General features: G+C 59.1%; 28 protein-coding genes and 3 pseudogenes. 10 read left to right on the plus strand and 21 right to left on the minus strand.

The features are described from left to right. Positions 1–36: 36 nt before the first annotated feature. Entirely contained in the window at positions 37–1,437 is a 1,401-nt protein-coding gene (gene hglS / locus AC1DE4_RS03840) for a 2-oxoadipate dioxygenase/decarboxylase HglS (protein ID WP_477880050.1), read from the minus strand. Between hglS and AC1DE4_RS03845 the strand changes: the two genes are divergently transcribed. From AC1DE4_RS03845 to recX, 3 genes are read left to right on the plus strand one after another with little or no spacing between them, the layout of a single operon-like run. After that, the gene (locus AC1DE4_RS03845; protein ID WP_018855496.1) at positions 1,370–1,549 is read left to right on the plus strand and encodes a hypothetical protein; all 180 of its coding nucleotides are present in this window, start codon (positions 1,370–1,372) and stop codon (positions 1,547–1,549) included. The genes hglS and AC1DE4_RS03845 overlap by 68 nt on opposite strands. Beyond that, complete coding sequence (locus tag AC1DE4_RS03850) at positions 1,546–2,460, plus strand: LysR family transcriptional regulator (protein WP_477880052.1); 915 nt, start codon at positions 1,546–1,548, stop codon at positions 2,458–2,460. Before AC1DE4_RS03845 ends, AC1DE4_RS03850 begins: the two co-directional genes overlap by 4 nt. Beyond that, positions 2,457–3,014, plus strand: a complete 558-nt coding sequence (recX, locus tag AC1DE4_RS03855; RefSeq protein ID WP_477880054.1) for a recombination regulator RecX — start codon at positions 2,457–2,459, stop codon at positions 3,012–3,014. The genes AC1DE4_RS03850 and recX overlap by 4 nt, the downstream gene beginning before the upstream one ends. 34 nt (positions 3,015–3,048) lie before the next feature. On the opposite strand, the pseudogene AC1DE4_RS03860 reads toward recX, so the two are convergent. The 3 genes and pseudogenes from AC1DE4_RS03860 to hmpA form a co-directional block, all read right to left on the minus strand. After that, positions 3,049–3,269: pseudogene (locus AC1DE4_RS03860) on the minus strand (LacI family transcriptional regulator); the annotation flags it as partial. A gap of 15 nt (positions 3,270–3,284) precedes the next feature. Beyond that, a complete protein-coding gene (locus AC1DE4_RS03865; protein WP_018855499.1) occupies positions 3,285–3,752 on the minus strand; it encodes an RrF2 family transcriptional regulator in 468 nt (155 codons plus the stop codon). Positions 3,753–3,856: 104 nt separating this feature from the next. Continuing rightward, a complete protein-coding gene (gene hmpA / locus AC1DE4_RS03870) occupies positions 3,857–5,068 on the minus strand; it encodes an NO-inducible flavohemoprotein (RefSeq protein WP_477880057.1) in 1,212 nt (403 codons plus the stop codon). A gap of 514 nt (positions 5,069–5,582) precedes the next feature. Between hmpA and AC1DE4_RS03875 the strand changes: the two are divergent. The 3 genes and pseudogenes from AC1DE4_RS03875 to AC1DE4_RS03885 all read left to right on the plus strand — a co-directional run. Next, positions 5,583–5,803, plus strand: a pseudogene (locus AC1DE4_RS03875) (ATP dependent DNA ligase); the annotation flags it as partial. A 137-nt stretch (positions 5,804–5,940) separates the two neighbouring features. Next, complete coding sequence (locus tag AC1DE4_RS03880) at positions 5,941–6,276, plus strand: helix-turn-helix domain-containing protein (protein ID WP_477880059.1); 336 nt, start codon at positions 5,941–5,943, stop codon at positions 6,274–6,276. Beyond that, positions 6,269–7,516: a type II toxin-antitoxin system HipA family toxin gene (locus AC1DE4_RS03885; RefSeq protein ID WP_477880061.1), complete on the plus strand. Its 1,248-nt coding sequence runs from the start codon at positions 6,269–6,271 to the stop codon at positions 7,514–7,516. The genes AC1DE4_RS03880 and AC1DE4_RS03885 overlap by 8 nt, the downstream gene beginning before the upstream one ends. 29 nt (positions 7,517–7,545) lie before the next feature. Here AC1DE4_RS03885 and AC1DE4_RS03890 read toward each other — a convergent pair. From AC1DE4_RS03890 to AC1DE4_RS03910, 5 genes and pseudogenes are all read right to left on the minus strand, one after another. Continuing rightward, positions 7,546–8,124 (minus strand): annotated as a pseudogene (locus AC1DE4_RS03890) (hypothetical protein); the annotation flags it as partial. 186 nt (positions 8,125–8,310) lie between these two features. Then, entirely contained in the window at positions 8,311–9,600 is a 1,290-nt protein-coding gene (repC, locus tag AC1DE4_RS03895; protein WP_477880063.1) for a plasmid replication protein RepC, read from the minus strand. A 151-nt stretch (positions 9,601–9,751) separates the two neighbouring features. Continuing rightward, the gene (repB, locus tag AC1DE4_RS03900) at positions 9,752–10,750 is read right to left on the minus strand and encodes a plasmid partitioning protein RepB (protein WP_477880065.1); all 999 of its coding nucleotides are present in this window, start codon (positions 10,748–10,750) and stop codon (positions 9,752–9,754) included. Beyond that, entirely contained in the window at positions 10,747–11,925 is a 1,179-nt protein-coding gene (gene repA, locus AC1DE4_RS03905) for a plasmid partitioning protein RepA (RefSeq protein ID WP_025658386.1), read from the minus strand. Before repA ends, repB begins: the two co-directional genes overlap by 4 nt. Positions 11,926–12,457: 532 nt before the next feature. Next, positions 12,458–13,252 carry a hypothetical protein gene (locus AC1DE4_RS03910; RefSeq protein ID WP_477880068.1) on the minus strand — a complete coding sequence of 265 codons (795 nt, stop codon included), beginning with the start codon at positions 13,250–13,252 and terminating at the stop codon, positions 12,458–12,460. Positions 13,253–13,665: 413 nt separating this feature from the next. Between AC1DE4_RS03910 and AC1DE4_RS03915 the strand changes: the two genes are divergently transcribed. After that, positions 13,666–14,991 carry a sensor histidine kinase gene (locus AC1DE4_RS03915; protein ID WP_477880325.1) on the plus strand — a complete coding sequence of 442 codons (1,326 nt, stop codon included), beginning with the start codon at positions 13,666–13,668 and terminating at the stop codon, positions 14,989–14,991. Continuing rightward, complete coding sequence (locus AC1DE4_RS03920; RefSeq protein WP_477880070.1) at positions 14,988–15,641, plus strand: LuxR C-terminal-related transcriptional regulator; 654 nt, start codon at positions 14,988–14,990, stop codon at positions 15,639–15,641. Before AC1DE4_RS03915 ends, AC1DE4_RS03920 begins: the two co-directional genes overlap by 4 nt. Here AC1DE4_RS03920 and AC1DE4_RS03925 read toward each other — a convergent pair. The 3 genes from AC1DE4_RS03925 to AC1DE4_RS03935 all read right to left on the minus strand — a co-directional run bounded on the left by AC1DE4_RS03925 (position 15,635) and on the right by AC1DE4_RS03935 (position 17,297). Next, the gene (locus tag AC1DE4_RS03925; protein WP_210258127.1) at positions 15,635–16,165 is read right to left on the minus strand and encodes a hypothetical protein; all 531 of its coding nucleotides are present in this window, start codon (positions 16,163–16,165) and stop codon (positions 15,635–15,637) included. The genes AC1DE4_RS03920 and AC1DE4_RS03925 overlap by 7 nt on opposite strands. Positions 16,166–16,453: 288 nt before the next feature. Next, positions 16,454–16,921, minus strand: a complete 468-nt coding sequence (locus AC1DE4_RS03930) for an Lrp/AsnC family transcriptional regulator (protein WP_018855511.1) — start codon at positions 16,919–16,921, stop codon at positions 16,454–16,456. Between the two features lie 229 nt (positions 16,922–17,150). Continuing rightward, complete coding sequence (locus AC1DE4_RS03935) at positions 17,151–17,297, minus strand: hypothetical protein (RefSeq protein WP_477880072.1); 147 nt, start codon at positions 17,295–17,297, stop codon at positions 17,151–17,153. A 279-nt stretch (positions 17,298–17,576) separates the two neighbouring features. On the opposite strand from AC1DE4_RS03935, the gene AC1DE4_RS03940 reads away from it, so the two are divergent. Beyond that, on the plus strand, positions 17,577–18,023 hold the full coding sequence (locus AC1DE4_RS03940; protein WP_477880074.1) for a GNAT family N-acetyltransferase: 447 nt from the start codon (positions 17,577–17,579) through the stop codon (positions 18,021–18,023). Positions 18,024–18,071: 48 nt separating this feature from the next. Here the strand turns inward: AC1DE4_RS03940 and AC1DE4_RS03945 are convergent, their stop codons facing one another. From AC1DE4_RS03945 to AC1DE4_RS03970, 6 genes are all read right to left on the minus strand, one after another. Further along, positions 18,072–18,323 (minus strand): hypothetical protein, encoded by a 252-nt coding sequence (locus tag AC1DE4_RS03945; RefSeq protein WP_169679947.1) that lies wholly within the window; start codon positions 18,321–18,323, stop codon positions 18,072–18,074. A gap of 106 nt (positions 18,324–18,429) precedes the next feature. After that, on the minus strand, positions 18,430–19,131 hold the full coding sequence (locus AC1DE4_RS03950) for a TfuA-like protein (protein ID WP_169679945.1): 702 nt from the start codon (positions 19,129–19,131) through the stop codon (positions 18,430–18,432). Next, complete coding sequence (locus tag AC1DE4_RS03955) at positions 19,128–20,294, minus strand: YcaO-like family protein (protein WP_210258142.1); 1,167 nt, start codon at positions 20,292–20,294, stop codon at positions 19,128–19,130. The genes AC1DE4_RS03950 and AC1DE4_RS03955 overlap by 4 nt, the downstream gene beginning before the upstream one ends. 11 nt (positions 20,295–20,305) lie before the next feature. Further along, positions 20,306–20,527 carry a hypothetical protein gene (locus tag AC1DE4_RS03960; RefSeq protein ID WP_112666691.1) on the minus strand — a complete coding sequence of 74 codons (222 nt, stop codon included), beginning with the start codon at positions 20,525–20,527 and terminating at the stop codon, positions 20,306–20,308. A 20-nt stretch (positions 20,528–20,547) separates the two neighbouring features. Then, positions 20,548–22,383, minus strand: a complete 1,836-nt coding sequence (locus AC1DE4_RS03965) for a peptide antibiotic resistance protein (protein WP_477880077.1) — start codon at positions 22,381–22,383, stop codon at positions 20,548–20,550. Positions 22,384–22,386: 3 nt separating this feature from the next. Continuing rightward, the gene (locus AC1DE4_RS03970) at positions 22,387–22,830 is read right to left on the minus strand and encodes a helix-turn-helix domain-containing protein (RefSeq protein ID WP_169679941.1); all 444 of its coding nucleotides are present in this window, start codon (positions 22,828–22,830) and stop codon (positions 22,387–22,389) included. A gap of 464 nt (positions 22,831–23,294) precedes the next feature. Between AC1DE4_RS03970 and AC1DE4_RS03975 the strand changes: the two genes are divergently transcribed. Further along, positions 23,295–23,492, plus strand: a complete 198-nt coding sequence (locus AC1DE4_RS03975) for a hypothetical protein (protein WP_169679940.1) — start codon at positions 23,295–23,297, stop codon at positions 23,490–23,492. 157 nt (positions 23,493–23,649) lie between these two features. On the opposite strand, the gene AC1DE4_RS03980 is transcribed toward AC1DE4_RS03975, so the two are convergent. From AC1DE4_RS03980 to AC1DE4_RS03990, 3 genes are all read right to left on the minus strand, one after another. Continuing rightward, entirely contained in the window at positions 23,650–23,949 is a 300-nt protein-coding gene (locus AC1DE4_RS03980; protein WP_192302761.1) for a hypothetical protein, read from the minus strand. A gap of 140 nt (positions 23,950–24,089) precedes the next feature. Next, entirely contained in the window at positions 24,090–25,277 is a 1,188-nt protein-coding gene (gene uxuA / locus AC1DE4_RS03985) for a mannonate dehydratase (RefSeq protein ID WP_477880080.1), read from the minus strand. Positions 25,278–25,321: 44 nt separating this feature from the next. Beyond that, positions 25,322–26,044, minus strand: coding sequence for a GntR family transcriptional regulator (locus AC1DE4_RS03990; protein ID WP_169679937.1), 723 nt, complete (start codon positions 26,042–26,044; stop codon positions 25,322–25,324). Positions 26,045–26,184: the final 140 nt, after the last annotated feature.

A 26,184-nucleotide genomic window follows, 5' to 3' on the forward strand; every position in this document is an offset into this window, starting at 1 on the left:
TGACGTTTTGAATGGTTGCTGGTTCGGTCTGTTGGCCTACTCGGCCGCCTGCGCCGCGGTCAGAAGGGCCCGGCATTCGGCGATTGATTGCGCCTCGATATCAGCATAGTGATCGAATTCGTTGAGAACCGAGGCGCCGAGGTCCCGCTCGAAGCGCTGCTGATTGGGGCTTGCAGTGAACTCCTGCGCAGCCTCGTCCCCGAGGTTGGACTGGAAGATGCCCGCCGCACTGACGGGCAGGAAGTCTTCGTAGACAATCGGGTCGAAGCAGATGAGGCCTTCCGCCACAAGTTGATCGACACTGGCATCAGCCGAGGCAATCGCGCTCCGGCCTTTCGGCGTGAGTGAGTAGCTGAAGTAGCCAAGACCCTGGTCGCGAATTTCGGCCCAGCTGTCCGGGAAAGGCGCGAAAGCCTCGGCGAGTGCTTTTTCGTAAGCCGCAGCGTTCGAGCCATCGGCCGCGGGGCGCACGACCTTGCGCGAATCCGCCAAGAGCTTGTCGTAGAGGGCGTGGCCCTTCGGTGTCAGGGCGATGCCGCGGCTCTCAATCTCCCCAAAACGCGCGGTATGCGTGCCCTGCTGCCAGTTCCCGCCCGCATCCTTGAAAGAGACGGCTTCCTCGAGGGCCTTGAACGACGTCTGCCGCAGCAGAATCGCGCAACGACGGCTCGGCGGACCTTCGACAACTGCCTTCGGCGCAATGCCATATTCCGGCATCAACCGCTGCACGTCGTCGATATCAAGCGTGCGGGGTGTCAGGTGATTGATGTGCGGTCCCTTGAAGGAGACAACGTCGGCTATAAGCCGGTGCGCATCATGCAAGCGCCTATACATGGCGAGATCAACGTTCGCCTGATGATGCCAGCGGAAAGTCTCCAGCACTTCTGCGACGAAGCGCTTGGCATCGTCCTCGCCTAGACCGCCCTCGCGCTCGGCCCTTTCAGTCAGTTCGATGGCGCCAGCGGTAAAGATATGACGCTTCTGCAGGACCGTCTCGGCTTCCGCGCGCAGTTCTTCGTCGGCAATCAGGTCGAGGCGCAGCAGCGAGGTGAAAACACGGAAAGGGTTGCGCTTCAGCGCTACATCGCCGACCGGGCGGAAAGCGGTGGAATGGACTGGTACGCCTGCCTCGCTGAGATCGTAATAGCCGACCGGGAACATGCCCATGACGGCAAAGACGCGTCTCATCATCGCAAGTTCGTCGGCAGTTCCGAGACGGATGGCGCCGTGGCGCTCTTCGGAAACACGCTCGAGGGAATCCGTTTCTTCCAACCTGCGCCTGAGGGCTGGATCGGCTGCAAGCGTGGCCTCATTCACTTTTGCAACAATGTCCATCAGGGTGCCGTAAGCGGGCACCTCGGTGCGATACATGGCCGACATTGCCGCCGAGAATGCAGAGCGGATGCTGCAGGAGGAAACGAAACTTCTGGTCAACATTTATTGCCTCACGCGCCATAGTTGGAAGAGTTCATTCTGGATTGCGATCATATCGCGCGTGGAGTACATGAATAACAATAAATCAAGCTTAGATGATGCGGTTTTGGAATGACTTTGCCCCGAAAGCTGACGCCCGACCTGACAACGCTGCAGTCTTTTGAATCTGCCGCCCGACACGGCAATTTCACGCGCGCCGCTCTTGAACTTCATCTGACGCAAAGCGCCATCAGCCGCCAGATCAAGGACCTGGAAACCCAGTTGGGGGTCCTTCTCTTCGAACGCGTCCGCCAGCGGGCAATCCTGTCGGAAGCCGGACGAAGGCTGCTGCCTGAGGCAAGACGGCTCCTCCATCAGACAGAAGAGATGATGATCCGTGCAGCATCGGGCGCCGATGCGACTGCGACGCTTTCGATTGCGACCTTGCCGACGTTCGGCAGTCGTTGGCTGACGCCTCGGCTGCCGAACTTCCTGGCTGCCCATCCCGGCTCCCTCGTTGACATAACATCGCGCTCCGAGCCTTTCGATTTCGAGCAGGAAAACGTCGATCTCGCCATCCATTACGGCCAGCCAATCTGGGCAGGGGCGACCTGCACCTTCCTTTGCGACGAGAAGATCGTTCCCGTTGCCAGCCCAACCCTTTTACAAGCGGATCCTGTTGCAACCCCGGCCGAGCTCATGCGCAGGCCCCTGCTGCATCTGGCTACACGCCCGCGACTCTGGCGCCAATGGTTCGAATTTTGCGACGTCGACGCAGATCCTTCCTATCGCGGCAATCGGTTCGACCAGTTTTCGATGATCATCGAGGCGGCTACGATGGCGATGGGGTTCGCGCTTCTACCGCTCTATCTCATCGAACAAGAGTTGAGTGCTGGAAAGCTGCAAATCGTCTTTGACCGGCCGATGGCGACGGAAAACAGCTATTATGTCGTGATGCCAGACGGTAAGCGCGAACATGCCCTCGGCGTGGCGTTCACGGCCTGGCTTCTCTCACAGGTAAGCACCAGGGGCGCGACTGAATCGTGAGCAATGATGAAGCACCATCAGACCTTCCCAGTGCACGGATGCTGAGTTGGGCCCGAAACTCCACCATCTATCGGCTCGAGCAGCGAATGATGACCGAAAGACAGCTGCACGATGCCATCATCCGGAAGGCGAAGCACAAATTCGAAAACATCACCGAAATGCAGCTCAGAGCGGTTGCAGAATCGGCCGTGACCTTCGCCTATGACAATGGCGGCCTGAACGATATCAGCTATGCCGAGATCAGCACGCGCTCTGGTGTTCGCAGTGGCCGGTCGAAACGGCGCATCGCTCAAACCCTTACACAAAAGGGCGTCGATCAAGGAGTCATCACTACCGCACTTGATGAGGCGGATGAACTGCTCGCAGCCGTGCATTTTGCGCGCAAGCGTCGCTTCGGACCGTTTCGTCGTGGCGACGCCGATCGGGAGCGCAACGCAAAGGAAATGGCGGCCTTCGGGCGCAATGGCTTCAGCTACGAAACGGGCAGGACGGTGCTCAATATGAGCCAAGAAGAAGCCGAAGATCTGGTGATCACGCGATCTCGCCAGGCTTAAATTTCATCTCTGAAACAATGTCGCGGGAGAGGTTTCACGATGTCGAGCCCCAGCGGTCCGTGAAGGTGAGGGTGATGCTACGGGCCTTCCAGCTGAGCATCGTGGCACTCGACAAGCTCCCATGACTGCATCGATGAAGGCGACGTGGTCTTTACTTAGCGTCGTCGGGTTATTGCAGCCTTGCGCCGCCATGGCGATGCCGTCCTGTCCGACGATGGCGATATCATCCGGTGTGCTTCTGCCGAGCAAACGGTCCTTGCGATCCTGTTGTCATCCCGGGTGCCCTGCGTGGGCTTCCGCCTCCGGCAGCGCGAGCAGGCGGCGCAATGGTACGGCTGGTCGGGTCAGGTCGGCAAGCGTGTAGCCATCGAGCACATCGAGAAATGCCGCAGCCGCCGAAGCGAGCGCCCTCTTCAATACGCACGCAGGCTGCACGACACAGACAATCTCCGTACCATTTTCCATGCACGGCACGATCGCAAAGTCGGGTTCGCAGGCCCGCACGATCTCACCGACGCCGATCTGTTCGACTGCACGTGCAAGCCGCATGCCGCCGTGACGACCTCGTACAGTGTCGATCAGGCCCTTTTGCCCGAGTTCGTGGGTGATCTTCATCAGATGCGCCTTTGAAATATCATAAGCTTCGGCGATTTCCGCAATCGTCGACAGCCGCTCTCCCTTGAGCGCAAGATACATCATGAGCCGCAACGCGTAGTCGGAGTAAACGGTCAAACGCATCACCAGATCCTCCCGGAAAAATCGGCGCAATCGCATAAAAGATATCGGCAACGTATATCAAATAGCAAGGCGGCCGTCGCCGGTCGCCTTGCATTTCCGAAAACCTATGCAGCAGCGAGTTCGTCGGCCGGACCGAAGAACTCGTAGTGAATACGATCCTGCGGGACACCGGCCTTTGCGAGCCCGTTCACAAAGACGGAGAGAAAGGGCCGCGGGCCGCAGAGATAGAAGTCGGCCTCTGCGATCGGCGTGTTCCTTGCCAGCCATTCAACCGTGATGAGGCCATCGTGGTCGAAGTGAACGCCCCTCTGATCCTGCGCATGCGGGCTTCCGTAGAAAATCGTCGTCTTGAGATGCTCCCGGTCCTTGGCAATATCGCGGACATGCGATCCCATCGCATGGACACGACCGTTCTCGGCACCATGGACGTAATGCACGGGAACCTCGCGTCCATCGTTTGCAATGGTCTCCAGCATGCTCACCATCGGCGTCAGACCGACACCGCCGCTCAGCAACACGACGGGCCTTTCCTGCCCAGTCTGCAAATGGAAATCTCCCGTAGGAGGGGCAACCTCGATGACCGCGCCTTCCTCAACCTGATCATGAAGGAACCTTGATACCAGCCCATGCGTCTCTCGCTTGACCGAGATGCGGTAGCTCTCGGCATTGGGCGCAGAAGAAATGCTGTAGTTTCGATGCTGCGGAGGAAGACCCGGAATATCGAACCGAAATGTCAGATACTGACCAGGCCGATGACTGATCACCGCCCCGCCATCAACCGGTCGCAGCACGAACGATGTGATGATGTCGCTCTCCCGGCGCTTCGACACGACGGCAAACTGCCTCCATCCATTCCAGCCGCCTTCGGACGCTTGAAGACTATTATAAATCTGTCCTTCACGTTCGATCAGAATATTGGCCAGAAACCAGAAGGCCTCGCCCCATCCGTTGAGGATTTCATCCGTCGCCGCCTCGCCGAGGACATCCTTGATCGCATTCAGGAGGGCCGTCGCGACATGGGGATAATGCTCGGGCCGGATGTGCAGGCCGACGTGTTTTTGGGCGATCCGTTCAACAGCGGAGGTGAGTACGGCGAGGTTGTCAATGTTCTGGGCGTAAGCGAGGATCGCCTGCGCCAACGCCTTCGTCTGCCGCCCGCCTTCTCCCTGGTTCGACTGGTTGAACAGGTTGCGGACCTCGGCATTCTCAAACAGCCGCTTATACATGGCCGCCGTGATTTCGGTCCCGTGACTTGCGAGGGCAGGCGCTGTTGCGCGGACAATTGCCTTCGTGGCCTCGGTCAATGTTTGCGTCATCATGGTCTCCAAAATTTGTTCCGTCGACAAAGGTGACGTAACCATCCTAAGATATATTGGCAATATATGTTTATCTGCCTGTGCCGTTCGGTCGCAGTCGCGCTGCAAAGCTCGGACCCCGCCGAGGCCCGCCTCATGCAGTGCCATGGGCCGAAACGGGGAGCGCGGAACCGATGACGACACGGCTCGGTCATCCAGAGGACAAAGGAACTTGCCACTTCCGCCCCAACGAATGCCCGAGACCACGGGCAGGGCCGGGTGGCAACTGCCTCGCCCATGAAGCGGTTGCTCAATTTTTTTCCGGATCCAGACGAGTGCCCGTATCTCCTCCCAATCTCGCCTGACAGGGACGCGTTCCTCTGCTCGCCTCAAGCAGAACCTCGCGATTTGCACCGCATGTCGCCCTTTTCCTCTCAAGGGCACTTGCCGTCGACACCGCCCAGGTCTTCGCACATTCGATGCGCGGCAGTCTGCGGATGAAGGACGATCGCGAACGATGCCAATTTGATCACGCCGTAAGGCGCTCGATCGCATAAAGCGCAAGACGCCGCCGGTGAAATAGGACGGGCGTCGAAAGAACCTCCTATGGGTCCAGCCGACGCTAATTGCCGAGATCGAGTATCGCGCCAGGACGATGACGGCAAGCTGAGACACGCGTCCTACAAGGGGCTACGCGAGGTGTCGGATAATGCAGCGGTTTATGTGGTCGGCGATCAACTTGCAGGCAGTTTGTAAATTAGGGTGAGACGTCCACCAACCTCACCCAGGTAGTTTCCACTGCCGGGAACCGCCACGACAGATTCCAATCACGGCCAGAAAAATTGTAATCTTCGTGCTACATATCCTTCTAATCTGTAGCGCGAAGGTTTCAAATGCCTACTCCCCATAACCCTCCAGCGGCCGTGCGCCGCGCCCTGCGGAAGCTCGGCGCGGATATCCACGACGCCCGCCGCCGTCGCAAACTGCCTATGGCGGTCGTAGCGGAGCGTGCTTTCACATCCCGCTCAACCCTGCAAAGGGTCGAAGCCGGCGACACCAATGTCAGCATCGGCATCTATGCTGGCGTCCTTCAGGCCCTCGGTCTGCTCGAAGGTCTGGGGCAAATCGCCGACATCAGCAACGACAGTGTCGGACAGGCATTGGCCAGTGCCGATCTGCCCAAGCACGTTCATCTTAAGCGGCCAACCGGATCGCCCCACGATGGCTGACTTCGAGGTGCACATCGATCTGCATGGTCGCACGCGCCCGATCGGATCGGCGAGGAGCAATCGCGTCCGCGGCGCGGAAACTATTCTTTTCGAGTACGAAGATACATGGCTTGAGGATCCGCACCGCTTCTCGCTGGAGCCAGCACTTGCATTGACGCGTGGCGCCTTCGCTCCTCCTACCGGACTAGCAACCTTCGGCTCGATCGGCGACTCCGCGCCAGATACGTGGGGCCGCCGCCTCATGCAGCGCGCCGAGCGTCGCTTTGCCGATCGCGAGGGCCGCGCCGTGCGCACGCTCGCGGAAAGCGACTACCTGCTCAGGGTCGCAGATGAGACGCGGCTCGGCGCGCTGCGGTTTCGCTGGGTCGGCGAAGATATCTTCCAGGCGCCTGTCAGAGCCGGCGTGCCGACCCTAATAGAGCTTCGCCGCCTGCTTCAGATCACCGAGCGGATTCTCCGGGACGAGGAAACGGACGAAGACCTTCAACTCATCTTCGCGCCCGGCTCCTCCCTCGGAGGTGCGCGGCCGAAGGCGTCGGTCATCGACCAACACGGCCATCTCTCCATCGCCAAGTTTCCGAAGGAGACGGACGAGTACAGCATGGAAACCTGGGAGGAGATTGCGCTGCGGTTGGCCGGCCAAGCCCGCATTGCCACTCCACGACACGAACTTGTCAAAGTGGCCGGCAAGTCAGTGATGCTATCGCGACGCTTCGATCGCGATGGCGTGATCCGCATCCCATTCCTGTCCGCAATGGCGATGATGGGCGCCAAGGACGGCGACCGTGGCAGTTACCCCGAAATTGTCGACGCCCTGGCCCGGCATGGCTCCCAGGGAAAGAGGGACACTCACGCGCTCTATCGGCGGGTCGTCTTCAATGTGCTGATTTCCAATGTCGACGATCATCTGCGTAACCACGGCTTCCTCTGGCTTGGCAAGGCCGGATGGTCGCTCTCGCCCGCCTATGATCTCAATCCGGTGCCTACGGATCTTAAAGCGCGGGTGCTGACTACGAACATTGACCTCGACGAGGGCACCTGCTCGCTTGATCTTCTCGAACAGGCTTCCGAATATTTCGCGCTCACGCTGGCGCAGGCACGTGTAGTCATCAAAGACGTCGCGACCGTGACTTCAACATGGCGCGAGACAGCCATGGCCGTTGGTGCCCGGTCGGCCGAGATCAACCGCATGGCCAGCGCCTTCGAACACGACGACCTCACGCGAGCGCTGGCGTTATGACGCGTTGCGACTGTTGTCACGTGCTCTTTTATGAAAACGGAAACGGGAGACTTGCCGGCGCGACTGATACGATAGGGGCCTGCGACATCCCACTTTTCGATCTGATCGGCAACCTTAGCCGGCCGGTTGCTCACGGCTCGATGATTATGAGGCCGCGTGGCCGGCACAAAGATATCAAGTACACGGGCTGCTTCTCGAAATGACAACCGGGACCCCAGTTCGGCTTGGATGCGCTCCAACTCGGGGGTAGCTCGGCCATTCAACAGGGTCTCGACGCTTCCCATGCACAGCGGCAACCACCGCGGCACACGCACTTGGCAAGAGCCAAAGAGCGAATGGATCGTACGGTACCTACTATCATGCACCGACCGACGGCGGTTACAGTCTTGGCACTTCCGATCTCGGTGGCCGGCTTGATCCGCCTGAAACTGCGTCAGTTCCTGTTGCAGGCGCCGCTGGATCTCCTTGGCTTCTTCGAGGGAGAGGCCAAAATCGTTGAGACAGGCCCCATCGAGAGACCGGTCGACCTTGGCAATGTCGCAACGCTGCGACACGCCGTCGATGCCAAGAAGCTCGACCGAGATGATCATCTTTAATTGCGGAGCCAAGTAATGCCCCTTCAGAAAAGGCACATGCTTACCCAAAATTTCTTCCCCCCACTTTTTCCCCGCTCCCACGCCGCTGTTTCCGACCGGTCCAATCCGCTGCCTCGAACGGATTTCTACCCCCGCCACCCGCTTCCCTTTCCGAAACAGCGCGCCCCTGCGAAACAATGTCAGGCTTGCATGAGCGTGCTATCCCGCCCGCCGTGTTCCGCCGCCGCGTGCTCGCACCAGCGACATCAACATCGGACCGATCGAGAATTCACCTCGTTCGGCGCGACGGGTCAGGTCCCGCAGATAACCACCCGCGGAGTTGATATGCCCGCCACGTTCGAGGATGCACGCCATGACCGTGGCGGCGTTTTCCGGTCCCATCGTGGCAGCAGCCTCCTCGTAGGCCGACTCGCTTACACCGAGCATTCCCCGCACAACGACCGCAGCCGCCATCAAGTCTCGCCAATTTGCAATCGAACCACCCGGGCCGTAGCTCACCATGTCGGGGCAAGCCTGGAGGACCAGCCCGAGGGGGAAGGATTTAAGGTCCGGGCGATCGTTGGCCGCCTGGCTCTGAACCCTGGCTATGCGTCCAGCGTCACTTTTCTGTTTCCGCGTCGACGCCACGGTTTTCGGCTCAATCATGAATTCCGAGTTTGCCCCCTGCTTCGGTTCGAAAGCTGGTTCAAGATCAAAAGTAGACTCGGGGTTTGAATTATGTATGTGACGCTCATTTTGATCGTGATTGCCGCTCGTTTTCTTTGCTTTTAGTAATGTTTCCAGTCTGCTAGTGATGTCGTCTCTCAGCGTTTCCATCGTTTCGAGTGCAGTTGAAAGCTGCTCAGCCGTCGCCGAGCGTGGTATGGAGCCTACCAGCTCCCTGAAATAGGCGAACGCGGTTTCCCAATCTCCTGCCAGCTGCTCCTCCATCGCGGTCTCAATGAGCTTGGCCACATCGCGGCGGCAAAGGCTGAGTTGCTCACGCAGTCGCTGCATATGTAGCCGCTCGGCCGCCACTTCCGATGCGAGGCGTTCGATCTCCTCGGCACGCACGATCAGCGGCGCCAATGAAAAGCCGAATGCCTCTGCGACCTCACCCTCTTTCGCCCTGCGGGCATAGCGTTTGCCATTTGGGCTATCCTTGCGGATGATCAACCCCGCTTCGACCAGGACCGCCAGGTGGCGGCGGATCGTCTGCTCCGCCATGCCGTGTGAGCGCAGCGAAAGCTGTTCGTTTGACGGAAAGACCACCAGGCCGTTTTCCTCCGACAGGACGTTCTTCGGATAAAAGCTGAGCAGTGCATTGAGGACGGCAAGCGCGCGATCCGTCACTCCAAGCAAGGGCTTGGCTGCACACAGGGACCTGTAGATTTTCCACTTGTCGACCGATTGATCAGCCTGAAGCTCGCTTGCTGCCTTCTGGCTCGCGAGCATGCCAAGCGTCATCGGACGCTGCCCAAAGGGCGTCGTCACACTTCCTGTTTCCATCACCTTCACCTTGTTGAAGGCAAAAGAAATCCACTCACCAGATTGGTGCCCACACTTGACAGGGATTCCCGGAAATGCGATTCTCTAGCTGCTAACCTATGAGAAGGGCTTCCGTTACGGCAACGTTCGGGAGCTTTTTTCTTTTGCGGCGTTATCCTTTGCTTTTGCGTTGTATTGACTGCACGAATTCGCTGTGAAGCGCCTCCATACGATCGTTCAAAAAGTCTACGAAACTATCCGGAACAGCCTTGGTGAAGCTCATCTTCGGGCCGGTCTTCGCGTAGCTTACGGTCGCCAGAAGAAAGCCATTTGCACGTATTTCGGTGACGGAAGGCCGCGCGGCAGCCGGCGCTTGCTCAGCCTTCAGCGCACCTAATGCGACAGCGAAGCGATCTTTCCCGGCGACGAGCTTGTCCTCGCTAAGCGATTGCTTGACGCGCGCCACCCCGTCCTGGCGCTTGGCGAAGGCATCCGCAAACTCGATCCATCTACGACGGCCGATCTCGGGCGACGAGCCGATCGCGAGCAGAACATCCCGGGGGATAGCCGTTGCAATCCGCAGCATCTCCGACACGTGCGACTTTCCGGTCGCCAGCGACGCGCAGATTACGTCGCGCCGATATCCCGCCTGCTCCTGTGACAGTGCGAATGCACACTTCTCGATAAAGGAAAGGTCATTCCTATTGGCGTTTTCTTCACCCTGGAAGACGATTGCCTCTTCGTCGCTGAGTTCGCGGACAATAGCGCGGAACTTCAGTCCAAGCATCTTGACGGCAGCCAAACGCCGTCTTCCGAACACGATCTGGTATGGCAGCCCATCACCTTTGTGCGGCCTGATCAAGCCAGGGACAATCTGCCCACGCTCCTTGATGGACGTCGCAATCTCATCAATGGCCGCATCGTCATAAGCGCCATCGAAGCGGTCGGGAATCGAGGAGGGAGCAACGTCATCGGGGTCGACCTCGACAATATGGTCGCCGTCCTTGAGGAGCCTGTCGAGAACCTCGCCCTTTTCCTGTATCTGCCTGACGCCTGCGGCGACCTTGAGAAGGTGTGGAGATGTTGTCGGCTTTGCGGCCGGCGCTGCGCTCGGTTGCTCAAGTTGACCGAGCACATTGGCAAACATGCCACGCGAATCCTTGCGGCTCATTCGCGCCCCCATGCTGCCCAAAGCAACTTCTCGATCTCGGCATTGGCCGCGTTGATCGATTCCATTGCGCGGTCATAGGTTTTCGGTGCCGAGAAGCGCGAACGCTGCACCTCATAGAGGCTCTGCTTCCACGTCAATGCATCAGCAACAGCCGTTGACTTCGTCACCATGTTCAACAGCAGGTCTTCGCCAAAGACCTGTCGCATCAACGCAGTCATGTTGGCCTGCGGGTGATCGTTGGCTTCGAATTTCGTCACGAGGAACTTCGCGAAATCCCACTGGGCCGAACTCCCCATCTCGCTCAATATCTGCATGTAGGACGAGGCAAGCTCGAGGAATTTCCCCGTCGAATCGACGTCCAGCATGTGTGCCGGGACCGGTATGATGACGCCGGTGGCAGCGGTCAGCGACGACAGAGTAAGGAAGTTCAGGGAAGGCGCGGAATCCATCAGGATTACGTCATAGTCATCCGCAACCTGCTCGAGGGCCTGAGATACCCGCAGAAGGAAGCTCGTGCCGCCATTCTTGCGCATCTCGAGAGCAACAGCCGTTTCAAACTCTGTCAGGTCGAGCCCGGCGCAGATCACGTCGAAGCCGGCAATATGCGTGGTGTGGACCAGCGATTTCGTCGGCTTGGGATCCGAGAAGCGAATGGCCGCATAGAGCGTTTCGTCCTCGCGCGGATCGAAATCCGGAAGCGCGCCGTGCAGGCTTGTAAGCGACGCCTGCGGGTCGAGATCGACCGCCAATACCCGGTAGCCCTTGAGCGCCAGGTAGTGACCAAGATGAATGGTCGTGGATGTCTTGCTGGAGCCGCCCTTGAAATTGGTGACCGCAATGATCTGGCATTCCTCGCCCTCGACACGGCGCGGGTTCATCCACTTCTTGCGACCCTTTCCGGCCAGCATCAGTCGCAGCTCGAGGATCTGCTCGAGCGTGTACATGCGGCGGCCGTTTGACGTCGTCTCGGGCGAGGGACCCTTGTCCTTCAGAACGATCTGCCTGATATAGGCTTCCGAGACATCCAGGAGCGCTGCGACTTCCGACGAGGAAAACTTCCGCATCTCGCGGCGCGCATCCGGTGGATACTGTGCCATCGAAAGATTTTGCAGGGCGAGCTCCAATTTGGTGGAAAAGCTCTGCATGAAGTCGAGGCTGCTTAAGTGGCGATTCACGATTCTTTCCTCAGTTCGTTCCAATAGCCTAAGCGCCGATACGGTTGATGAACAGTTAATTCAATAATTGTTTCGCTCTACAGCGATAATTCGCTCTTTTTGCGTAGTTACAGAACTAGCTCGATTCGCGAGATTCGGCAAACCCGTCACTGCCTCCCTTATGTGGTCGGCTGACGGAGGCCGCACATATGAGGACGAGGTTCACCCAGCCGTGCCGCGGCCGGCCGCCGTCGAGTTACATGAGAAGGTGAAAAGGATCGATTCCGCCTGTAGCTGTTCACAAACGGCGAAAAGAACTGCCTTGAGAGACACGCCTTTAGCGCGACAGAAGCAATCCCGGATCAAGAAGGTGAAGGTTCAGACGGCACCGATGCGCCTTGGAACAGGCGGCGAAGAGCGGCGGCGCTGCCCCGTCCGAGCCATCCCTGGCTCGATCTAAGTTGTGGTTGCCGAGCCCGTGGCTGGTACAACCTGCATTTTTGGGCCACCGCACGGCGCGTTGTGTCCATGCGGTGGCCAAGTTTTGAAAGCGTCAGGGCTGCTCGACGATGACCGTCACCGGCGGTGGCGGCGCCTCATCCTCCACAGGCGCGCTTTCGACGGGCTCCGGCGCAGGCTCCTCCACTGGAAGAGTGTCACGAACCTGATCAATCTTGCCAACGGCGGGCCCAACGCCCAAGATGTCCTTTGCTCGCTCGAGAGCCCCGTCACTCACTTCGCCGCCCTTGGTAAAGCTCGAGAGTGCTTCGCGAAGGGCTTCGTCGCTAAGAGCAGGGTCCGTAGGGATGGCATCCGGCCCATTCTCGGCCTCGAATTCTGCATAGGCCATCACATAGGCCGAAACCGCCGCCATTCGCGGATCGTTCGAATGCAAGTAGGCGTGGTAATTCCTGTTCAGCGAGTTCAGCCCGGCAAACTCGGATTTGGCGGCCTTCGTTCTTGTCGTTGTGGCGGTTCTGGTCCTGGTCGTCGTTGCCGCCTTCTTCTCGTGTGTGAAGAACGACTTCAACGTCGGGTGATCTCTCCGAGTGTCGTCCTTACTCTTTGCATGCGAGCCGTGTGAGCCAACGGTATCGGATTTCTTCCCGTGTTCGGAATTGCCGCCCGCGTGGTTCCCCCCGCCGCCGTTGCCCCTGTTGCCGCCCCCGTTGCCGTTGCCGCCCCCGTTGCCGCCTCCGTTGCCGTTGCCGCCTCCGTTGCCGCCTCCGTTGCCGTTACCACCCTTTGCGTAGGCGATGCCCTCTAATCCCAGGAAAGCGCCACCGGCGGGTACAACCGCAATTGTGAGCGCTATAACGCTGCGTCCAAGAATCCTTGAAATGCTCATATCAACCTCCCGGTCCAAAACCGTTTTGCCGTCTTTTGTTCCTATGTCCGGAAAGCCAAGCTGCTCGCGGCAGGCAAGACGCCAGCCTTCCGGCCGGACGCGGACATGCCGCGTTCCAGATCACAACGACGATAGCCTGCGTCCCGCGCAGGCTCCATGGCGGTCAGACCTTTGCTTAACCGGATAGGACCTAGGTCCTAGCCAAAAAGAGACCAAAGGTCGGAAACCTGGGGGCTGCGAGGCGATATCGTTTGACCCGCCGCTGGATGAAGCTAGGTTACGATCGAAACAACTGAAGTGCCGCCACGCAATTTTGGCGGCCGATCCCGAGACATCTCGTGCGGCCCCGTGAACTCATAAAACGATGGAATTCGCAATCATTGGCCAGGCAGTTCCTGTTCACAGGAGGCGCCGTGTCGCTGGTGGCGATGGTGTTGGTCGGCGCATTCGTGAGCAGTCTGATCGAAGACGCGGTGACCCGCAACTCGGCGGCATCCACCGCCCTCTACGTCGACAGTGTGATTGCCCCCCTCCTGCCTGACATGCTGACGGCCCAAGAGCTCGACGATAGTGTTTCCCGCGCGCTAGACGAGACGCTGGAGCAGGGGGCGCTTGGAAACCGCCTGATCTCCTTCCGGCTTTGGCGCGCGGACGGCACGGTTCTCTATTCAAACGACAAAACCATGCAAGGAAAGCGCTTCGAGTTGAGCGACGACCTCAAGGCGGCCTTTTCTGGCACGATGGTCGCCCAGTTCAATCGTCTGGAAGATGCGGAAGACGAGGTCGAGCGGGCGAGCGGCAAACCCCTGCTCGAAATCTACAACCCCGTTCTGCAGCCATGGTCCGGACAGGTTGTCGCCGTGTCCGAATTCTATGAAATTGCCAATGATTTCGAGCGCAGCCTCAATGAGGCGCGATTGCACAGCTGGATGGCCGTCGCCGCCTTCACGCTTGCATTCTTTGTCGTGTTGTCGGCGATCGCGTTGAGAGGCAGCCGAACCATCGATGATCAGCGCCATGCTCTAAGGCGGCGCGTGGATGACCTTTCGGCGTTGCTATCCCAGAACCAGGCCTTGCGCAGGCGCGTCCAGCGTGCGTCCCAACGCGCCACAGCCCTCAACGAAAGCCACCTGAGGCGCATTGGTGCAGATCTCCATGACGGACCAGCCCAGCTTGTTGCATTTGCCTCATTGCGCCTGGACAGCAATGCGCTGGTCGATCCCTCAACACCGGCATCCAGGCGCGAGGGTGAAATTGCAGCCATCAAGGAAAGCCTGGACGAGGCAATGCATGAGATCAGGACCATCTGCAATGGGCTGGTGTTGCCGCAGATCGAAGCCGCAACCCTAACGGAGATACTGGAGCGCAGTGTGCGCGCGCATGAGCAGCGAACCGGCTCAAGCGTTGAACTATCGGTAGCGGAGACGCCCGAAAATCTTTCGCCCTCCGCCAAGATCTGCGTATATCGCTTTGTGCAGGAAGGGTTGAACAACGGTTACCGTCACGGCGGCGGCAAAGAACAACGGGTCGTGCAACGCATGGAAGGTGACCGCATCAGCATCGAGGTTTCCGACGGCGGCCCCGGCTTTGATCCCGACGATGTCGGCCCTGCCAGCCTTGGCCTTGCAGGACTGCGAGAGCGGATTGAAAGCCTTGGCGGCACCTTCCAGCTCCGAACATCCGCACAAGGTACCATAGTCAGCATGTCGCTCAGCAGCGAGGAGATTGCCCAGTCATGACAGCAGGAATTCGCGTCGCCGTCATAGATGACCATCCATTGTTCAGGGAAGGGGTATCCCGGAGCCTGTCCGAGATAGATGGATTTCAGATTGTCGCGGAAGGAAGCACGAAGGACGATGCAATCAGGGTCGCCGAGACCCTCCATCCCGATGTCCTGCTCATGGACATTTCAATGCCTGGCGGCGGGTTGAACGCGATCCTTCCCATTCTGACAACCGTACCATCACAAAAGATTGTCATGCTTACGGTTTCCGAATCCAGCGATGATGTCACGGCGGCATTGAATTGCGGCGCAAAGGGCTATGTGTTGAAGGGGGTCGGTTCAAGGGCGCTTGCAGAGATTATCCGCAGCGTGGCAGCTGGTGAAAGCTATGTCGCGCCAGCACTGTCTGCGCGGCTACTTTCCAGCCGCTCTTCACCCGCACCGAAAACACCATCGGCCCTGGAGGCGTTGACCGCCCGTGAGCTGCAGGTCCTGCAGCTGGTCGCTTCCGGCTTGAGCAACAAGCACGTCGCAAGGCAGCTCGATCTGCACGAAAAGACCGTCAAACATCACATGACGCAGATCATGGCCAAGCTCGGGGTCGCCAACCGAACGGAAGCGGCTATAGCGCTGCGCGATGCCACCGACGGGCGGGGCAATCAGTGAATGAAGGATTCAAGGCGCGCCTCATCTGCTGAGGTTGCCCGCCGATTGACGATCGTGCGTCCACGGGCGTCCTTCATGATGTAACGGCCGTTCCGGATGAATTCGCTCATGCCGTCGCGGTGGCGAACCTCTATTGACGAGTTGTCCGTATCAACATCAACCGTCGAGCCTGTTCCGGTCGTGGCGCTGCCATTGGACCTACCGCCGCTGTTCCCGTTACCATTCCCTCCGCCGTTGCCGTTTCCCCCGCCATTCCCGTTACCATTGCCACCGCCGTTTCCGCCCCCGTTTCCATTTCCGCCACCGTTGCCGCCACCGCCGCCATTGCCTCCGCCGTTTCCATTGCCGTTACCGCCATTGCCGCCGCTGTTTCCATTGCCGTTGCCGCCTTTGGCGGCCTCGGCAGTCTGGAGGCTGAGCTTGAACGAGCCGCCCGAAACCGCGACCTTGAACGGCATTGCCGCGAGCGACAGACCGATTGACATCGAGCATAGAGCCACAACAAAGCTACGTCGTGAGAGCATCACCATTCCCTTGCATTCCATGGTTTTCCTGGTCGCGATCCAGCCAGCCGGCGCTGTCAGCCATCTTGGGCTGGGGCCCAGATAAACCGCGCGGCATTGCAAATGCTAGCCGCTCAACCCTTGCCAATTTTGCCCACGGGTCGACCCGACCGTCAATTCGCAATCGTTGACATCAGACCTTTCCTTGACCACCACCGGACGTTAGTCCGGCCCTCCTAGGACCAAGGTCCGAACATTGCTGAGGGGAACAACAGGCCTCGCCGGAGTAACCAGAGAAAAGCGACCGGCTCAGACTGGAACCGAAGTGGAGTACTTCACCCGTTTCAAGGCGAAATGCGACGACGATGTCGCCACTGCGTGGTGCGTCAGAATACCCTGCATGAGGAGACGCTCGTAGTCCTGGACATCGGCGACGGCTACGCGCAACAGATAGTCCCAATCACCAGACATCGAATAGCATTCAAGCACTTCCTCATGGCTCTCTGCGAAGCGCTCGAAATCATCTCTTGCAGCCGGATCATGCGTCTTCATTCGCACCTGGCAGAACACGGTCAGCCCACGACCAACGGCTTCGGGGCTCACGAGCCTGACAGTCCGCCCCAGCATTCCCGCCGCCTCAAGCGCCCTGATGCGGCGCCAGCACGACGCGCTCGATGCCCCGACCCGCTCGGCCAGCGCGGCGTGGCTGAGATCACCTTCACTCTGGAGCAATCGGAGAATCTTTCGATCGATATTGTCAATTACGGGCAATTTCATTGGAATCTCTCGCTTCCGCGATCTGTGCGGTTCTCATGACAAGGCACTTCGGGCGAAACTATGCGGCCTGCACGAGTTTTGCGCACCACTCCATTTAAAAGAGTAGCGCGCCTTGCCTCAGATCAAATGCCTGGATGAGAGAGTTTTGCCGAACGATGCGGCCTGCACATCAGGCCATGTTCTTGTGCTGCCAGCGTCAAACGCCAACCCGCACCAGCGCGACGCGATGTCAGACCGGCGGGCTGAACAGGGTGAAATACCCCCACGCGGCAGCGAACAGCGCAAGAATTGCTGCGGCGATCGCGAGCTTGCGAAGGCCCGGCCGGGGTGGCCGGGGCGGCTTTCGTCGACGGAATTGAATGACATTATCGTTCATCTGCGGTTTCTCCTCGCGCCACAACATACGCTGTTTCGGGCGAGCAACAGCAAATGTCAAAAGGAAAAAGGCGCTCAGTCTTTCACGAAGCGCCTTTCTGTGCCGGGCGGCACCCGGCACAAAGCGCTGGCTTGCAGGTCGCCCTGGGGTTCGCGCAAAACGCGTGTCACGATGAAGTCACAACACGGGTCGTTTGGCCTATGCTTTAACGCTCTGGGGTGGAGTGAACAGGAAGGCGCCATCAAGCGTGTCGTGCGCGGTGATGGCGACAGTGTATGAATGCCGATAATTTATAGACGCGTGACCCGGGATGAAGCACTCCTCAATGCTGACATCATCGTCGAAGCCTACGCGAGGCCGCCCTGGCACGAGGAGTGGTGCCTTCAGAACGCAATCTCACGCATAGACGAACTGACAACGACGCCGATGTGCCTGGCGGTGGCCGCGTTCGATGCCGAACGACCCGTCGGCTTCGCCTTCGGCCTGCCGCACACCTCTGTCATGGGACGCGGGATCCACGTCGCGGAAATAGCGATAAGACCACGCTACCAGCGCTCCGGGATCGGCTCCCGCCTCCTGCACACATTGGAGGAGGACGCGCGCACAATGGGCTATGTCCACGTTTGGCTCGTCTCGCGCAGCACGGGCGGCGTTGCGGAGTACTACAAGAGCAACGACTATGAACACTCCGAAAAGCTCTGCGTCTATTCCAAGAAATTGAAATAGGGCCGACGCAACGCGCCGGCCCCATCCCCACCGTCCCCTCAATTCATGTCAATTCAGGCATGTCGCCGCTTTGGACGCCATCACGTCCGCCAGGCCCTCATGCGGACCGTCCCCAATTTCACGCAGAACCTCATTCAGCGCCATACCAAGGTAGTCCATAGCCCCCACCAGATCGGCATCTCCAGCGGCATATTTCGCATAGGCGATCATACGCGCCAGTGCGACGAGCTCATCCAAGTCCTCAGAAGATCGCTCACTGCCGTCTAGTACCACCGATCCGTTTGCCGATGCTGCACTCATAACTATTCTCCCTCGAACCATTGGAGAATATTCAGTGTGCGCGCAAAAGGCCCGTGAAAACCCCGTGACACACTTTATTGTTGCATTACAGCAGACAGTTTCCAAATTATCGCTCTTCCGAGCGGACAAAGGTCTCGTTGAATTGCCACGCCAACTCAGCCGGGGGCGAGCAGTCATTGTCCGCCACTCGCACAGCGTCCAGCAGAGCGAGAGCGTCCGCCCGTTTCTGATCGACCTCGTTCGATCGCAGCAACGACAGGAGTTCCTGCCGATCGGCGGAAACGTCCGCATTTGCCACAATCGCCCTCCAAGTCCGCTTTTTAAAGAACAAATCGACAGCAGCGACTTCGAGCGCTACGCGAAGTTCATGCGTCAGCATCTGCCGGCCCTCCAGCTTATCGAGTGTCGACCTGACATTCACCAGCGGCACGGTCAACGCCCGATATGCAAGTTCCATGGGTCCATGCAGCAGCGCTACATCGGCGTCGTCCACCGTCGCTCCCGAGGCATATTCGCCGTAGATCCGGCCAACGCCAACCATTCCGAAGACTTTACATTCCGCCGCGCGAAGCGCCCCCATGCTTGCACCACCGAACACACGGACCTGCCGTGAGAGTGCAAAAAGGATCTCTTTGTGCCAGACGGGCGCGGTGTATTCGAAACCGCCATCGACGATGCCGATGACTCGCGCGCCTCTCCGCACTGCGGCCAACACGTCACCTTGAACGGCGGGCGGATATACGGTGACCCCATCTCCTGCCAGCGTCGCTGCGTCCGGGAGACTTGGCCCAACAAAGATGACTTTCATGAAAACAGCGCCTTTGCGATCGCGCGGGCGCCAAAGCGACGCGCCCGCGCGCCCTCGGGGTTTTCGAGGCTTGGAACGAAGACTTTGACGACATGGAAGGGCAAGGCGGGGTCGCTGAGTGGTAGCGCTATCACTGGCGCGATCTGTCGCTCCCGCAAGGCATCGAGGATCCTGTTGAGGTGCGGTTTGTCATCGTAGCGCGCAGCAGCGATCCAGGCGACTGGGATGGCATCGAGGGCATGCAAGGTCTCCGCAGGCACAGGCCTTTGAAACTCGTCCGGCGACAGGTCGTCGCGGGCGCCGCTGATGAATGTTATCCTCGACTGAACGGCTTCTGTTATTGCCCGAATGGCCGCGCGGACAGGGGAGGGATGCGCACCGCTTCCTCCCGTCACCTCGACAAAGCGAATATTGTCGCCCCGTCGCTCCGCGGGCCCGAGGACGGTCGTGAAGCAGGGCACAGCTATATCGCTTGTCATATCGAACAGGCGAACGACAAGACCGGCCGCCTCAATCTTTCGAACGAGGTCATCGAGCCATGGATCTTCGAAGCTTGCCGGATCAATGCAGCGCGAAAGCCGATCCTCAACGGCGCCAACCTGCCAGAGGCAAAATGCGTCGCGTTCGACACGCTCAAGGAGCCCGTGCAGGGTGGCCTCTTCCATCGTATTGCCGGAGGCAAGACCATCGGAAGACATCCAGAAGCGATTGCGGCGGGTGCGGTCCAGAAGTGCCGCCTCAAAGGGAACATACACGTCCCGATCGGTCAGGAGATCCTTGCCAAGCGCCCAGTCAATCTGTTCATCGAGCCGAATGTCGTCCTCATGCCGACCAATCAGGCAAGCAAGCGTGTCAAAAGAGAATCCCTCCTCTCGCAGATCGTTCGCCGAGGCGCAAAGCGTTGCAATGGCCGGCCTGTTGGCAACGACGCGCTCAAGCGCTTCCATAACGGCCGAAGCCTTGGCATCGTCGTCGGTCAGACCCTTGCCTTGGGCGATCGCGATCGACCGCCCATTGGGGACATAAGCGCACCACACCGGGATGCCGATGTTGTCCAAGCCGGTGTGGCGCGCCACGCGTGTTATACCAAAGTTCGCGAGTAGTGGCGCGGTTCGGGCCAGCGTCTCAGAGGGTGGAACCGTGCGGTCGGAATAGGCGGCCAGCTTGATGCTCGTCAGGGGTTCGGCTCGACGTGACCGGAGAACGCCGCTTTCGCCGAAGAAACCGCAATTGCGAAATCCACCTTCTTGACGACGGAGGCACCTGACTTGCGCAGATCCGCGACCTTCGCCAGATCACCGGTTGCCCCATCGAGTGGCTTGACGGTCCCCGCATCGAGGTCGGCAATCCAAAGTTTCGCATCCCCTGCAATGCCGAATACTACTGCCCTTGACATGACGTTTCCTTTCGTTGGTGTCAAAATCCAGCTTTCAAAAGCCCTTCTCTGTAGAGATCCTTCTGCCATTGTTCCTTGAACGGAATGACAGAAAGCCATTTTTCCAGGTCGAAGACCGGGTTCAGCGCTTGCGCACGCTGCCGATAAAACTGGGCCCGCCTGCGATCGCCAATCATTGCACAACTCGCAGCAGCAATGCGGTAAGCCGGCTCCTTGTCCTTCATGGCTTCCACATAGGCAATGGCGTCGTTGTAGCGCTCGAGGAAGTAGCTCGCGCCTGCGGCACACCAAAGATAGCTGTCAGGCGAAATTGGATTCAGCGAGATCGCCTTCTCGATCTTGGCCAATGCCTCCTTGGGACGCGAGGCATGAACAAGTGTGTCGGCGTGGCTATAGATCACGTCGGCGAAATGAGGGCTCAATTCTTCCGCGTGGCGGAGCGCCGCCACGCTCTGATCGACGTCGCCGAGATAAAGCTTTGTCACGCCGAGTTCGCGGTAGCCGCCGGCGAAAGCTTCGTCCCGCTCGATGGCCTTCAACGCACTCTGTTCAGCAAGGCCCAAGAGCTCCTCGTTACCCTGCGCCGTCACCAGCCACTCGCTGGTGTAAGTCCGCGCCAGGCCGGTAAACGCTGGTGAAAAATCCTTATTATATTTCAGCGCCTCCTTGAAGGCCGCTCTCGCCCTGCGAATGTGCGGCAAGGTCAGCTTGCCCATCAGGCTCGCGCCGACAAGGTAGGAGTGATATGCCTGCGGGTTCGCCTCCAGGCTAAGCCGGGCTTCCTCATTCCTGGCAAGCTCATCCACGACGGATAATGACAAGTGCTGGGCCATGAGCCGTCGCTGGGTTGGCAGCGTTGCCGCGGTCATGGGAAATCTCACGGCCCAGATGATTTCGTCCGTCGGGAAATAGACCAGTTGCGCATAGAGGCCTTCGCCCGAAAATCTTGTATCGAGAAGATAGGAGATCGAGTGGCGGGCAATCATGGCCGCCTTGTCAGAGTCACGACGGATTTGCTCCGCAGTGTGAGGCGCAACGATGGAAATGTTTCGGAGGCCGCATAGCTCGATCGTGACATCTTCGATCAGCGCGGCGGCAAGCGACAGACCGACGACGTTACCCTGGGACGTTGGTGGAAGCAGAACCAGCCGCGGCAGGCTCGAAGCGGCTCGAGGTTCCACCTCACGAGTGGTCGCATTCTGCGCCTCCGCTGACACGAAATAGCTTCTCGCTTGGCGTTCGCCCCGAGGCAGTAGGTCCGGGTCGGCTACTCCCGGCAGCCCGCGGAGGATCGCCCGGATCTGCTCATCGGACGGGTCGTGTTCCAGGAGCTGTAAAGCAGCGCCCGACACAGCGCGATAATCGTCGGCACACTGAGCAGCCGAGCCCGCATCGAGGAGCGTCTGGCGCAACTTGGCCCTGTGGCTCCGCTGCTCCCGCGCGATCCAGTGGTCGACCGCTTTGCTGGCTGAGCGAACATTGCCGACGAATTCACGCTGAAGCAGATCGCTACTTGCTTTCAGCCGGTCCATCGGCGATTTTGCCTCATCGAGTATTTCAATATCAACGGTCAGGAGTTCCGCCCGCAGTTCGACGGAGGCCGAGGTGATCCGAAGTGGCGCGGCAAGGCTGTCATCGATTTGTCGAATACGGGAAATCAGCTTTCGCAGATTGAGACCGGCCTGATCGGCTTCGGCATCCGACCACAGAAACGAAGCCACCTCTTGGCGTGTGAGCGCATGACCCTTGCACGTGAAGAGATACGCCATCGTCAACAGTGCCTTGGCGGGATAGCCGACTGCATTGCCCGCTTCATCTGTCAGCCGCAGTTCGCCAAATGTCTGGAGGTGCAGCACCGCCTATCCTCGTGTTTCGTCCGCGCGTTCCCAGCCCTCATGCGAATCCGTGCCCGATTGCGAGGAGCCAAGGCTCCTTGCAAGCGCCAACAGCTTTCGACGAATGTTCGGATCTTCGATCGCGATAAAGGCGCGCGTTAGCGCCAACCCCTCCTTCGAGGCGATGAAATGCGCAACTTCATCGGTCTCAGCGCTCAACTGCAGACCTGCCGTATGCGCCCCCTCTTCATCGAAAAAGAAGCCAATAGGCACGCCAAGGACCTCCGCAATCCGCTGCAGCCGGCTCGCACCTATGCGATTGACGCCTTTTTCGTATTTCTGGAGCTGTTGAAACGTAATCCCAAGCGACTCTGAAAGGCTAACCTGGCTCATGCCAAGTAGCTTCCGCCTCAACCTGACACGCTCGCCCACATAGGCATCAATGGCGTTTGGAGTCTTGGCCTTCATGGCGCTCACCGTTTCCTCGTGTCAGACTGGCAATATCTTTGAACTCTGAAAAAATACAACCAAGAGTAAATTATTTCAAGAAGCTAATTGCTGATCGCCCAAATTTTTCCCCCGCCGTTGCGAATTTATCCCTGTCGCGCAAATGAGACCAAGGTCAAAGCGGTCAAGCAACAGTATTGATGCAGCACAACACTGACCCTGGGCGGTACATATTTTTGGCGATGCAATTTATGGTCGTGTCACGTCGATTTCACGAGCCGCTTTGAACTTTTGCGACTATGGTCGAGGCACGGTTAAGTTGAAGCTTCGATCGCCTATCGCTCCAGCGGAGATGATTGGCGGCAAAGCCATTTCGCTGAACTGAGCGATGGGTGGGCGTCTGCGACAGCGTCTCGGTTGTCAACAGGTGCACCGCTTAACCAATGTCAGCATTCAACACAGATCAAGAACGACCGGAGAGGGCAATGGAACTACGTCCTATAGTAATCAGTCACGCCGACAGGCTTTCCGCCTGCAGGGAGAAGATCGAGCAAGCCGTCTATCTGATCATCCAGGGCGAAAAACTCGACGGCTTTTCGTCGACGGAAATCGCAATGGCAATCGCCGATATTGCTGACGACTACATCCTCGCCGCCTCCAGAAAGCGCGCAGCGACACACTGATGGTGCGTGGACCTGGCTCCGGGGAGCCGGACAACACGCCCTCTCGGTCGAGACCCAGGCCGTGGCCAGGAGAGCCGCGGCCGACTGAAACCGACCAGAGTGCGATCAGAAAAGGGAAGCCTCCGAGGAACGGTAAGGCTCCCGATTCCGGTCATGGTTATTGCGGTGTCGTGCCGCCGGTCGAAGGATTGGCCGGGGCTGGTGTTGCCGGCTCACTTGACGGCGCGGCTGGCGCTACCGGCGGCTTCACCGGCTGAGTTTCAGTCGTCGAAGCCGTCGGGTTCATGTCGGTACCCGGCCGGTCGAACCATTCCGTGATAGCAAACGCCGCAACGAGGATCACAGCGATCGCGGCAACCCATCCGATCCAGGCACTCGAGCTTCGACGCACCGGTGGCGTGCGCAGATCGTGATCTGTGTCGGGATTGCGGTTGGGATCATTGGGGTCGTACGTCATGTCGTTTCTCCTCTCTGCAAGAAGAGAAATGAGCCGTGCCCAAGTTTGTTCCCGATGCGGGAGATGCGGCGTGCCGGACGATCCGCCGTTTCACCCCCGCAACAAGCGCTTAAAAGATCCTCAATGCGATGCGGCCACCGTCACGACGGCGCCGCCCCCAGCGCATGGAGAATGCCGCGGAGCTCGGCCAGACCGCGCAGACGCCCGATTGCCGGGTAGCCTGGCGTCACGTTCTTGTTGAGATCGTCGAGCATGCGATGACCATGGTCGGAACGGAAAACGATCGTTTCGTCTGCCTGACGCCGTCGGTCCTCCGCAACAAGCTCCTTCAGGACGGCGACCATATCAACGTCACCCTCCAGATGGGCGCTCTCATGGAAGGTACGGCCGTCGCCCTCGCGCCTGGTTGCCCGCAGATGCGCGAAATGGATCCGGGCGGCAAAGCGCCGGGCAATTGCGGCCAGGTCGTTGTCTGCACGAACGCCGAGGCTGCCGGTGCAATAGCACATGCCATTTGCCTCAGAGGGCACGGCATCGAAGAGTGCGGCATAGTCATCCGCGGTAGATGCAATACGCGGCAGGCCAAACAGGGAGCGCGGCGGATCGTCGGGGTGCAGCGTCAGCTTCACGCCACGCGCTTCGGCAGCCGGTGTCACTGCTTGAAGGAATTCAATGAGGTGCTGGCGCAGCCTGGAGGCATCGATCCCGGCATAGGCGGCGAGCTTTTCGCGGAACTGCGGGATCGTCAATGGCTCGGTCGTAGAGCCGGGCAGGGCAGATGTGATGATCCGGGTGATCTCCGCAATTTCGCTTTCGCTCATCGTGTCGAACACTTCGCGCGCCCGCGCCGCATCCTCGGCGCTGTACTGTTCCTTGGCACCTGCGCGCTGTAGTACAAACAGATCGAAGGCAGCAAACTTCTCGTGATCGAAGCGCATGGCGGTGGCACCGGTTTCGATCACATGGTCGAGTTCGGTGCGCGTCCAGTCGACGACGGGCATGAAGTTGTAGCAAACAATTGCAATACCGCAGGCGGCAACAGCTTCCAGGCTGGCAATCCAGGCCTCGATTTCCGCCTTTGCCCGCCCGCCATTGCGCTTGACCGCATCGGGAATGGGGATGCTCTCGACGACGGACCATGTCAGGCTCGAGCGCCCAGCCGGCGTGGTTTCGATCATCGCCTGCCGCTCACGCACTTCAGCCTCAGTCCACGCGCGCCCGATCGGAACCTGATGCAGGGACGAAACAATATTCGTCGCTCCGGTCTGGCGCACCTCATCAAGTGTCACCGGAGCCTCAGGCCCAAACCATCTCCAACCCTGGCGCATGCACTTCCTCCTTGGGATCGTCTTGTCGTTGTCCGCTGATCGGCTCAGCAGAAGTAATCTGGATACTGCGTTCGAAGCTCGGCGACATCGGGTATGACGGCGCTGAGGTGATGCATCATTGCCGCGCGCGCTGCTTGAAGATCATGGGCCGCAATAGCATCGCGAATGAGTTCGTGTTCGTGCACGACATTGTCCATCCGGCCAAGAACCGGCAGCGTCAGCCGACGCGCCCTGTCGATCTGCACCTTGACCGTCTTGAGGATCGTCCAGATCCCAGGATATCCAGCGATGCTGGCAATCGCCTCGTGGAACGCCTCATCCTCTTCGTGAAACGCCGAGGGGTCGCCGAGTGCGGCCAGTGATCTCTGTCGTGAGATGATGCCATCCAGGCGACTGATATCGGCAGCTGTCGCGATCTCGGCCGCACGTTCCACCGTGGTACCCTCAAGCGACTTGCGAACGACGACTGCCTCCGGGATGGCCGCGACGGGCACGCGCGACACGACGGTGCCCGATTGCGGATAGATATCGACAAGCCCGCCTTCCGACAGTCGAAGCAGCGCCTCACGCACGGGTGTGCGGCTGACGTTGAACTCTTCGGCAATGCGCTTTTCCTGCAGTTGCATTCCAGGTCGCATACGCAGAGCAAGAATGTCGGCGTACAGCCTGTCGTAGATGGCATCTGCGGTCGTCACGCGACGAAGCTTCGCCGGCCTCTCAGCCCCGGAAGGCAGGGTCGCGGGAGTGGAAACAACTGTTGCCTGCATTACGTGCGGCCCTGACATTGACTCGTTCGTGAATACTAGTATATCAATTTATCGCGACTGCCAAGCTGCACCGGGAGGAATGGTGTTTTCGGCAATCATTTCAGATGTTTCACGCATCTAAGAGAAGGTGCCGATCCCTG

It is taken from the genome of Rhizobium sp. 10N414, from assembly GCF_056394785.1.

Excerpts from the sequence above, each read along its gene's own strand:
- AC1DE4_RS03845 (WP_018855496.1), top strand. The coding sequence starts at position 1,370 with ATGGCCGACATTGCCGCCGAGAATGCAGAGCGGATGCTGCAGGAGGAA.
- hglS (WP_477880050.1), bottom strand. The coding sequence starts at position 1,437 with ATGTTGACCAGAAGTTTCGTTTCCTCCTGCAGCATCCGCTCTGCATTC.
- AC1DE4_RS03850 (WP_477880052.1), top strand. The coding sequence starts at position 1,546 with ATGACTTTGCCCCGAAAGCTGACGCCCGACCTGACAACGCTGCAGTCT.
- AC1DE4_RS03865 (WP_018855499.1), bottom strand. The coding sequence starts at position 3,752 with ATGCGTTTGACCGTTTACTCCGACTACGCGTTGCGGCTCATGATGTAT.
- hmpA (WP_477880057.1), bottom strand. The coding sequence starts at position 5,068 with ATGACGCAAACATTGACCGAGGCCACGAAGGCAATTGTCCGCGCAACA.
- AC1DE4_RS03880 (WP_477880059.1), top strand. The coding sequence starts at position 5,941 with ATGCCTACTCCCCATAACCCTCCAGCGGCCGTGCGCCGCGCCCTGCGG.
- AC1DE4_RS03885 (WP_477880061.1), top strand. The coding sequence starts at position 6,269 with ATGGCTGACTTCGAGGTGCACATCGATCTGCATGGTCGCACGCGCCCG.
- repC (WP_477880063.1), bottom strand. The coding sequence starts at position 9,600 with ATGGAAACAGGAAGTGTGACGACGCCCTTTGGGCAGCGTCCGATGACG.
- repB (WP_477880065.1), bottom strand. The coding sequence starts at position 10,750 with ATGAGCCGCAAGGATTCGCGTGGCATGTTTGCCAATGTGCTCGGTCAA.
- AC1DE4_RS03910 (WP_477880068.1), bottom strand. The coding sequence starts at position 13,252 with ATGAGCATTTCAAGGATTCTTGGACGCAGCGTTATAGCGCTCACAATT.
- AC1DE4_RS03920 (WP_477880070.1), top strand. The coding sequence starts at position 14,988 with ATGACAGCAGGAATTCGCGTCGCCGTCATAGATGACCATCCATTGTTC.
- AC1DE4_RS03925 (WP_210258127.1), bottom strand. The coding sequence starts at position 16,165 with ATGCTCTCACGACGTAGCTTTGTTGTGGCTCTATGCTCGATGTCAATC.
- AC1DE4_RS03930 (WP_018855511.1), bottom strand. The coding sequence starts at position 16,921 with ATGAAATTGCCCGTAATTGACAATATCGATCGAAAGATTCTCCGATTG.
- AC1DE4_RS03935 (WP_477880072.1), bottom strand. The coding sequence starts at position 17,297 with ATGAACGATAATGTCATTCAATTCCGTCGACGAAAGCCGCCCCGGCCA.
- AC1DE4_RS03940 (WP_477880074.1), top strand. The coding sequence starts at position 17,577 with ATGCCGATAATTTATAGACGCGTGACCCGGGATGAAGCACTCCTCAAT.
- AC1DE4_RS03945 (WP_169679947.1), bottom strand. The coding sequence starts at position 18,323 with ATGAGTGCAGCATCGGCAAACGGATCGGTGGTACTAGACGGCAGTGAG.
- AC1DE4_RS03950 (WP_169679945.1), bottom strand. The coding sequence starts at position 19,131 with ATGAAAGTCATCTTTGTTGGGCCAAGTCTCCCGGACGCAGCGACGCTG.
- AC1DE4_RS03960 (WP_112666691.1), bottom strand. The coding sequence starts at position 20,527 with ATGTCAAGGGCAGTAGTATTCGGCATTGCAGGGGATGCGAAACTTTGG.
- AC1DE4_RS03970 (WP_169679941.1), bottom strand. The coding sequence starts at position 22,830 with ATGAAGGCCAAGACTCCAAACGCCATTGATGCCTATGTGGGCGAGCGT.
- AC1DE4_RS03975 (WP_169679940.1), top strand. The coding sequence starts at position 23,295 with ATGGAACTACGTCCTATAGTAATCAGTCACGCCGACAGGCTTTCCGCC.
- AC1DE4_RS03980 (WP_192302761.1), bottom strand. The coding sequence starts at position 23,949 with ATGACGTACGACCCCAATGATCCCAACCGCAATCCCGACACAGATCAC.
- uxuA (WP_477880080.1), bottom strand. The coding sequence starts at position 25,277 with ATGCGCCAGGGTTGGAGATGGTTTGGGCCTGAGGCTCCGGTGACACTT.
- AC1DE4_RS03990 (WP_169679937.1), bottom strand. The coding sequence starts at position 26,044 with ATGCAGGCAACAGTTGTTTCCACTCCCGCGACCCTGCCTTCCGGGGCT.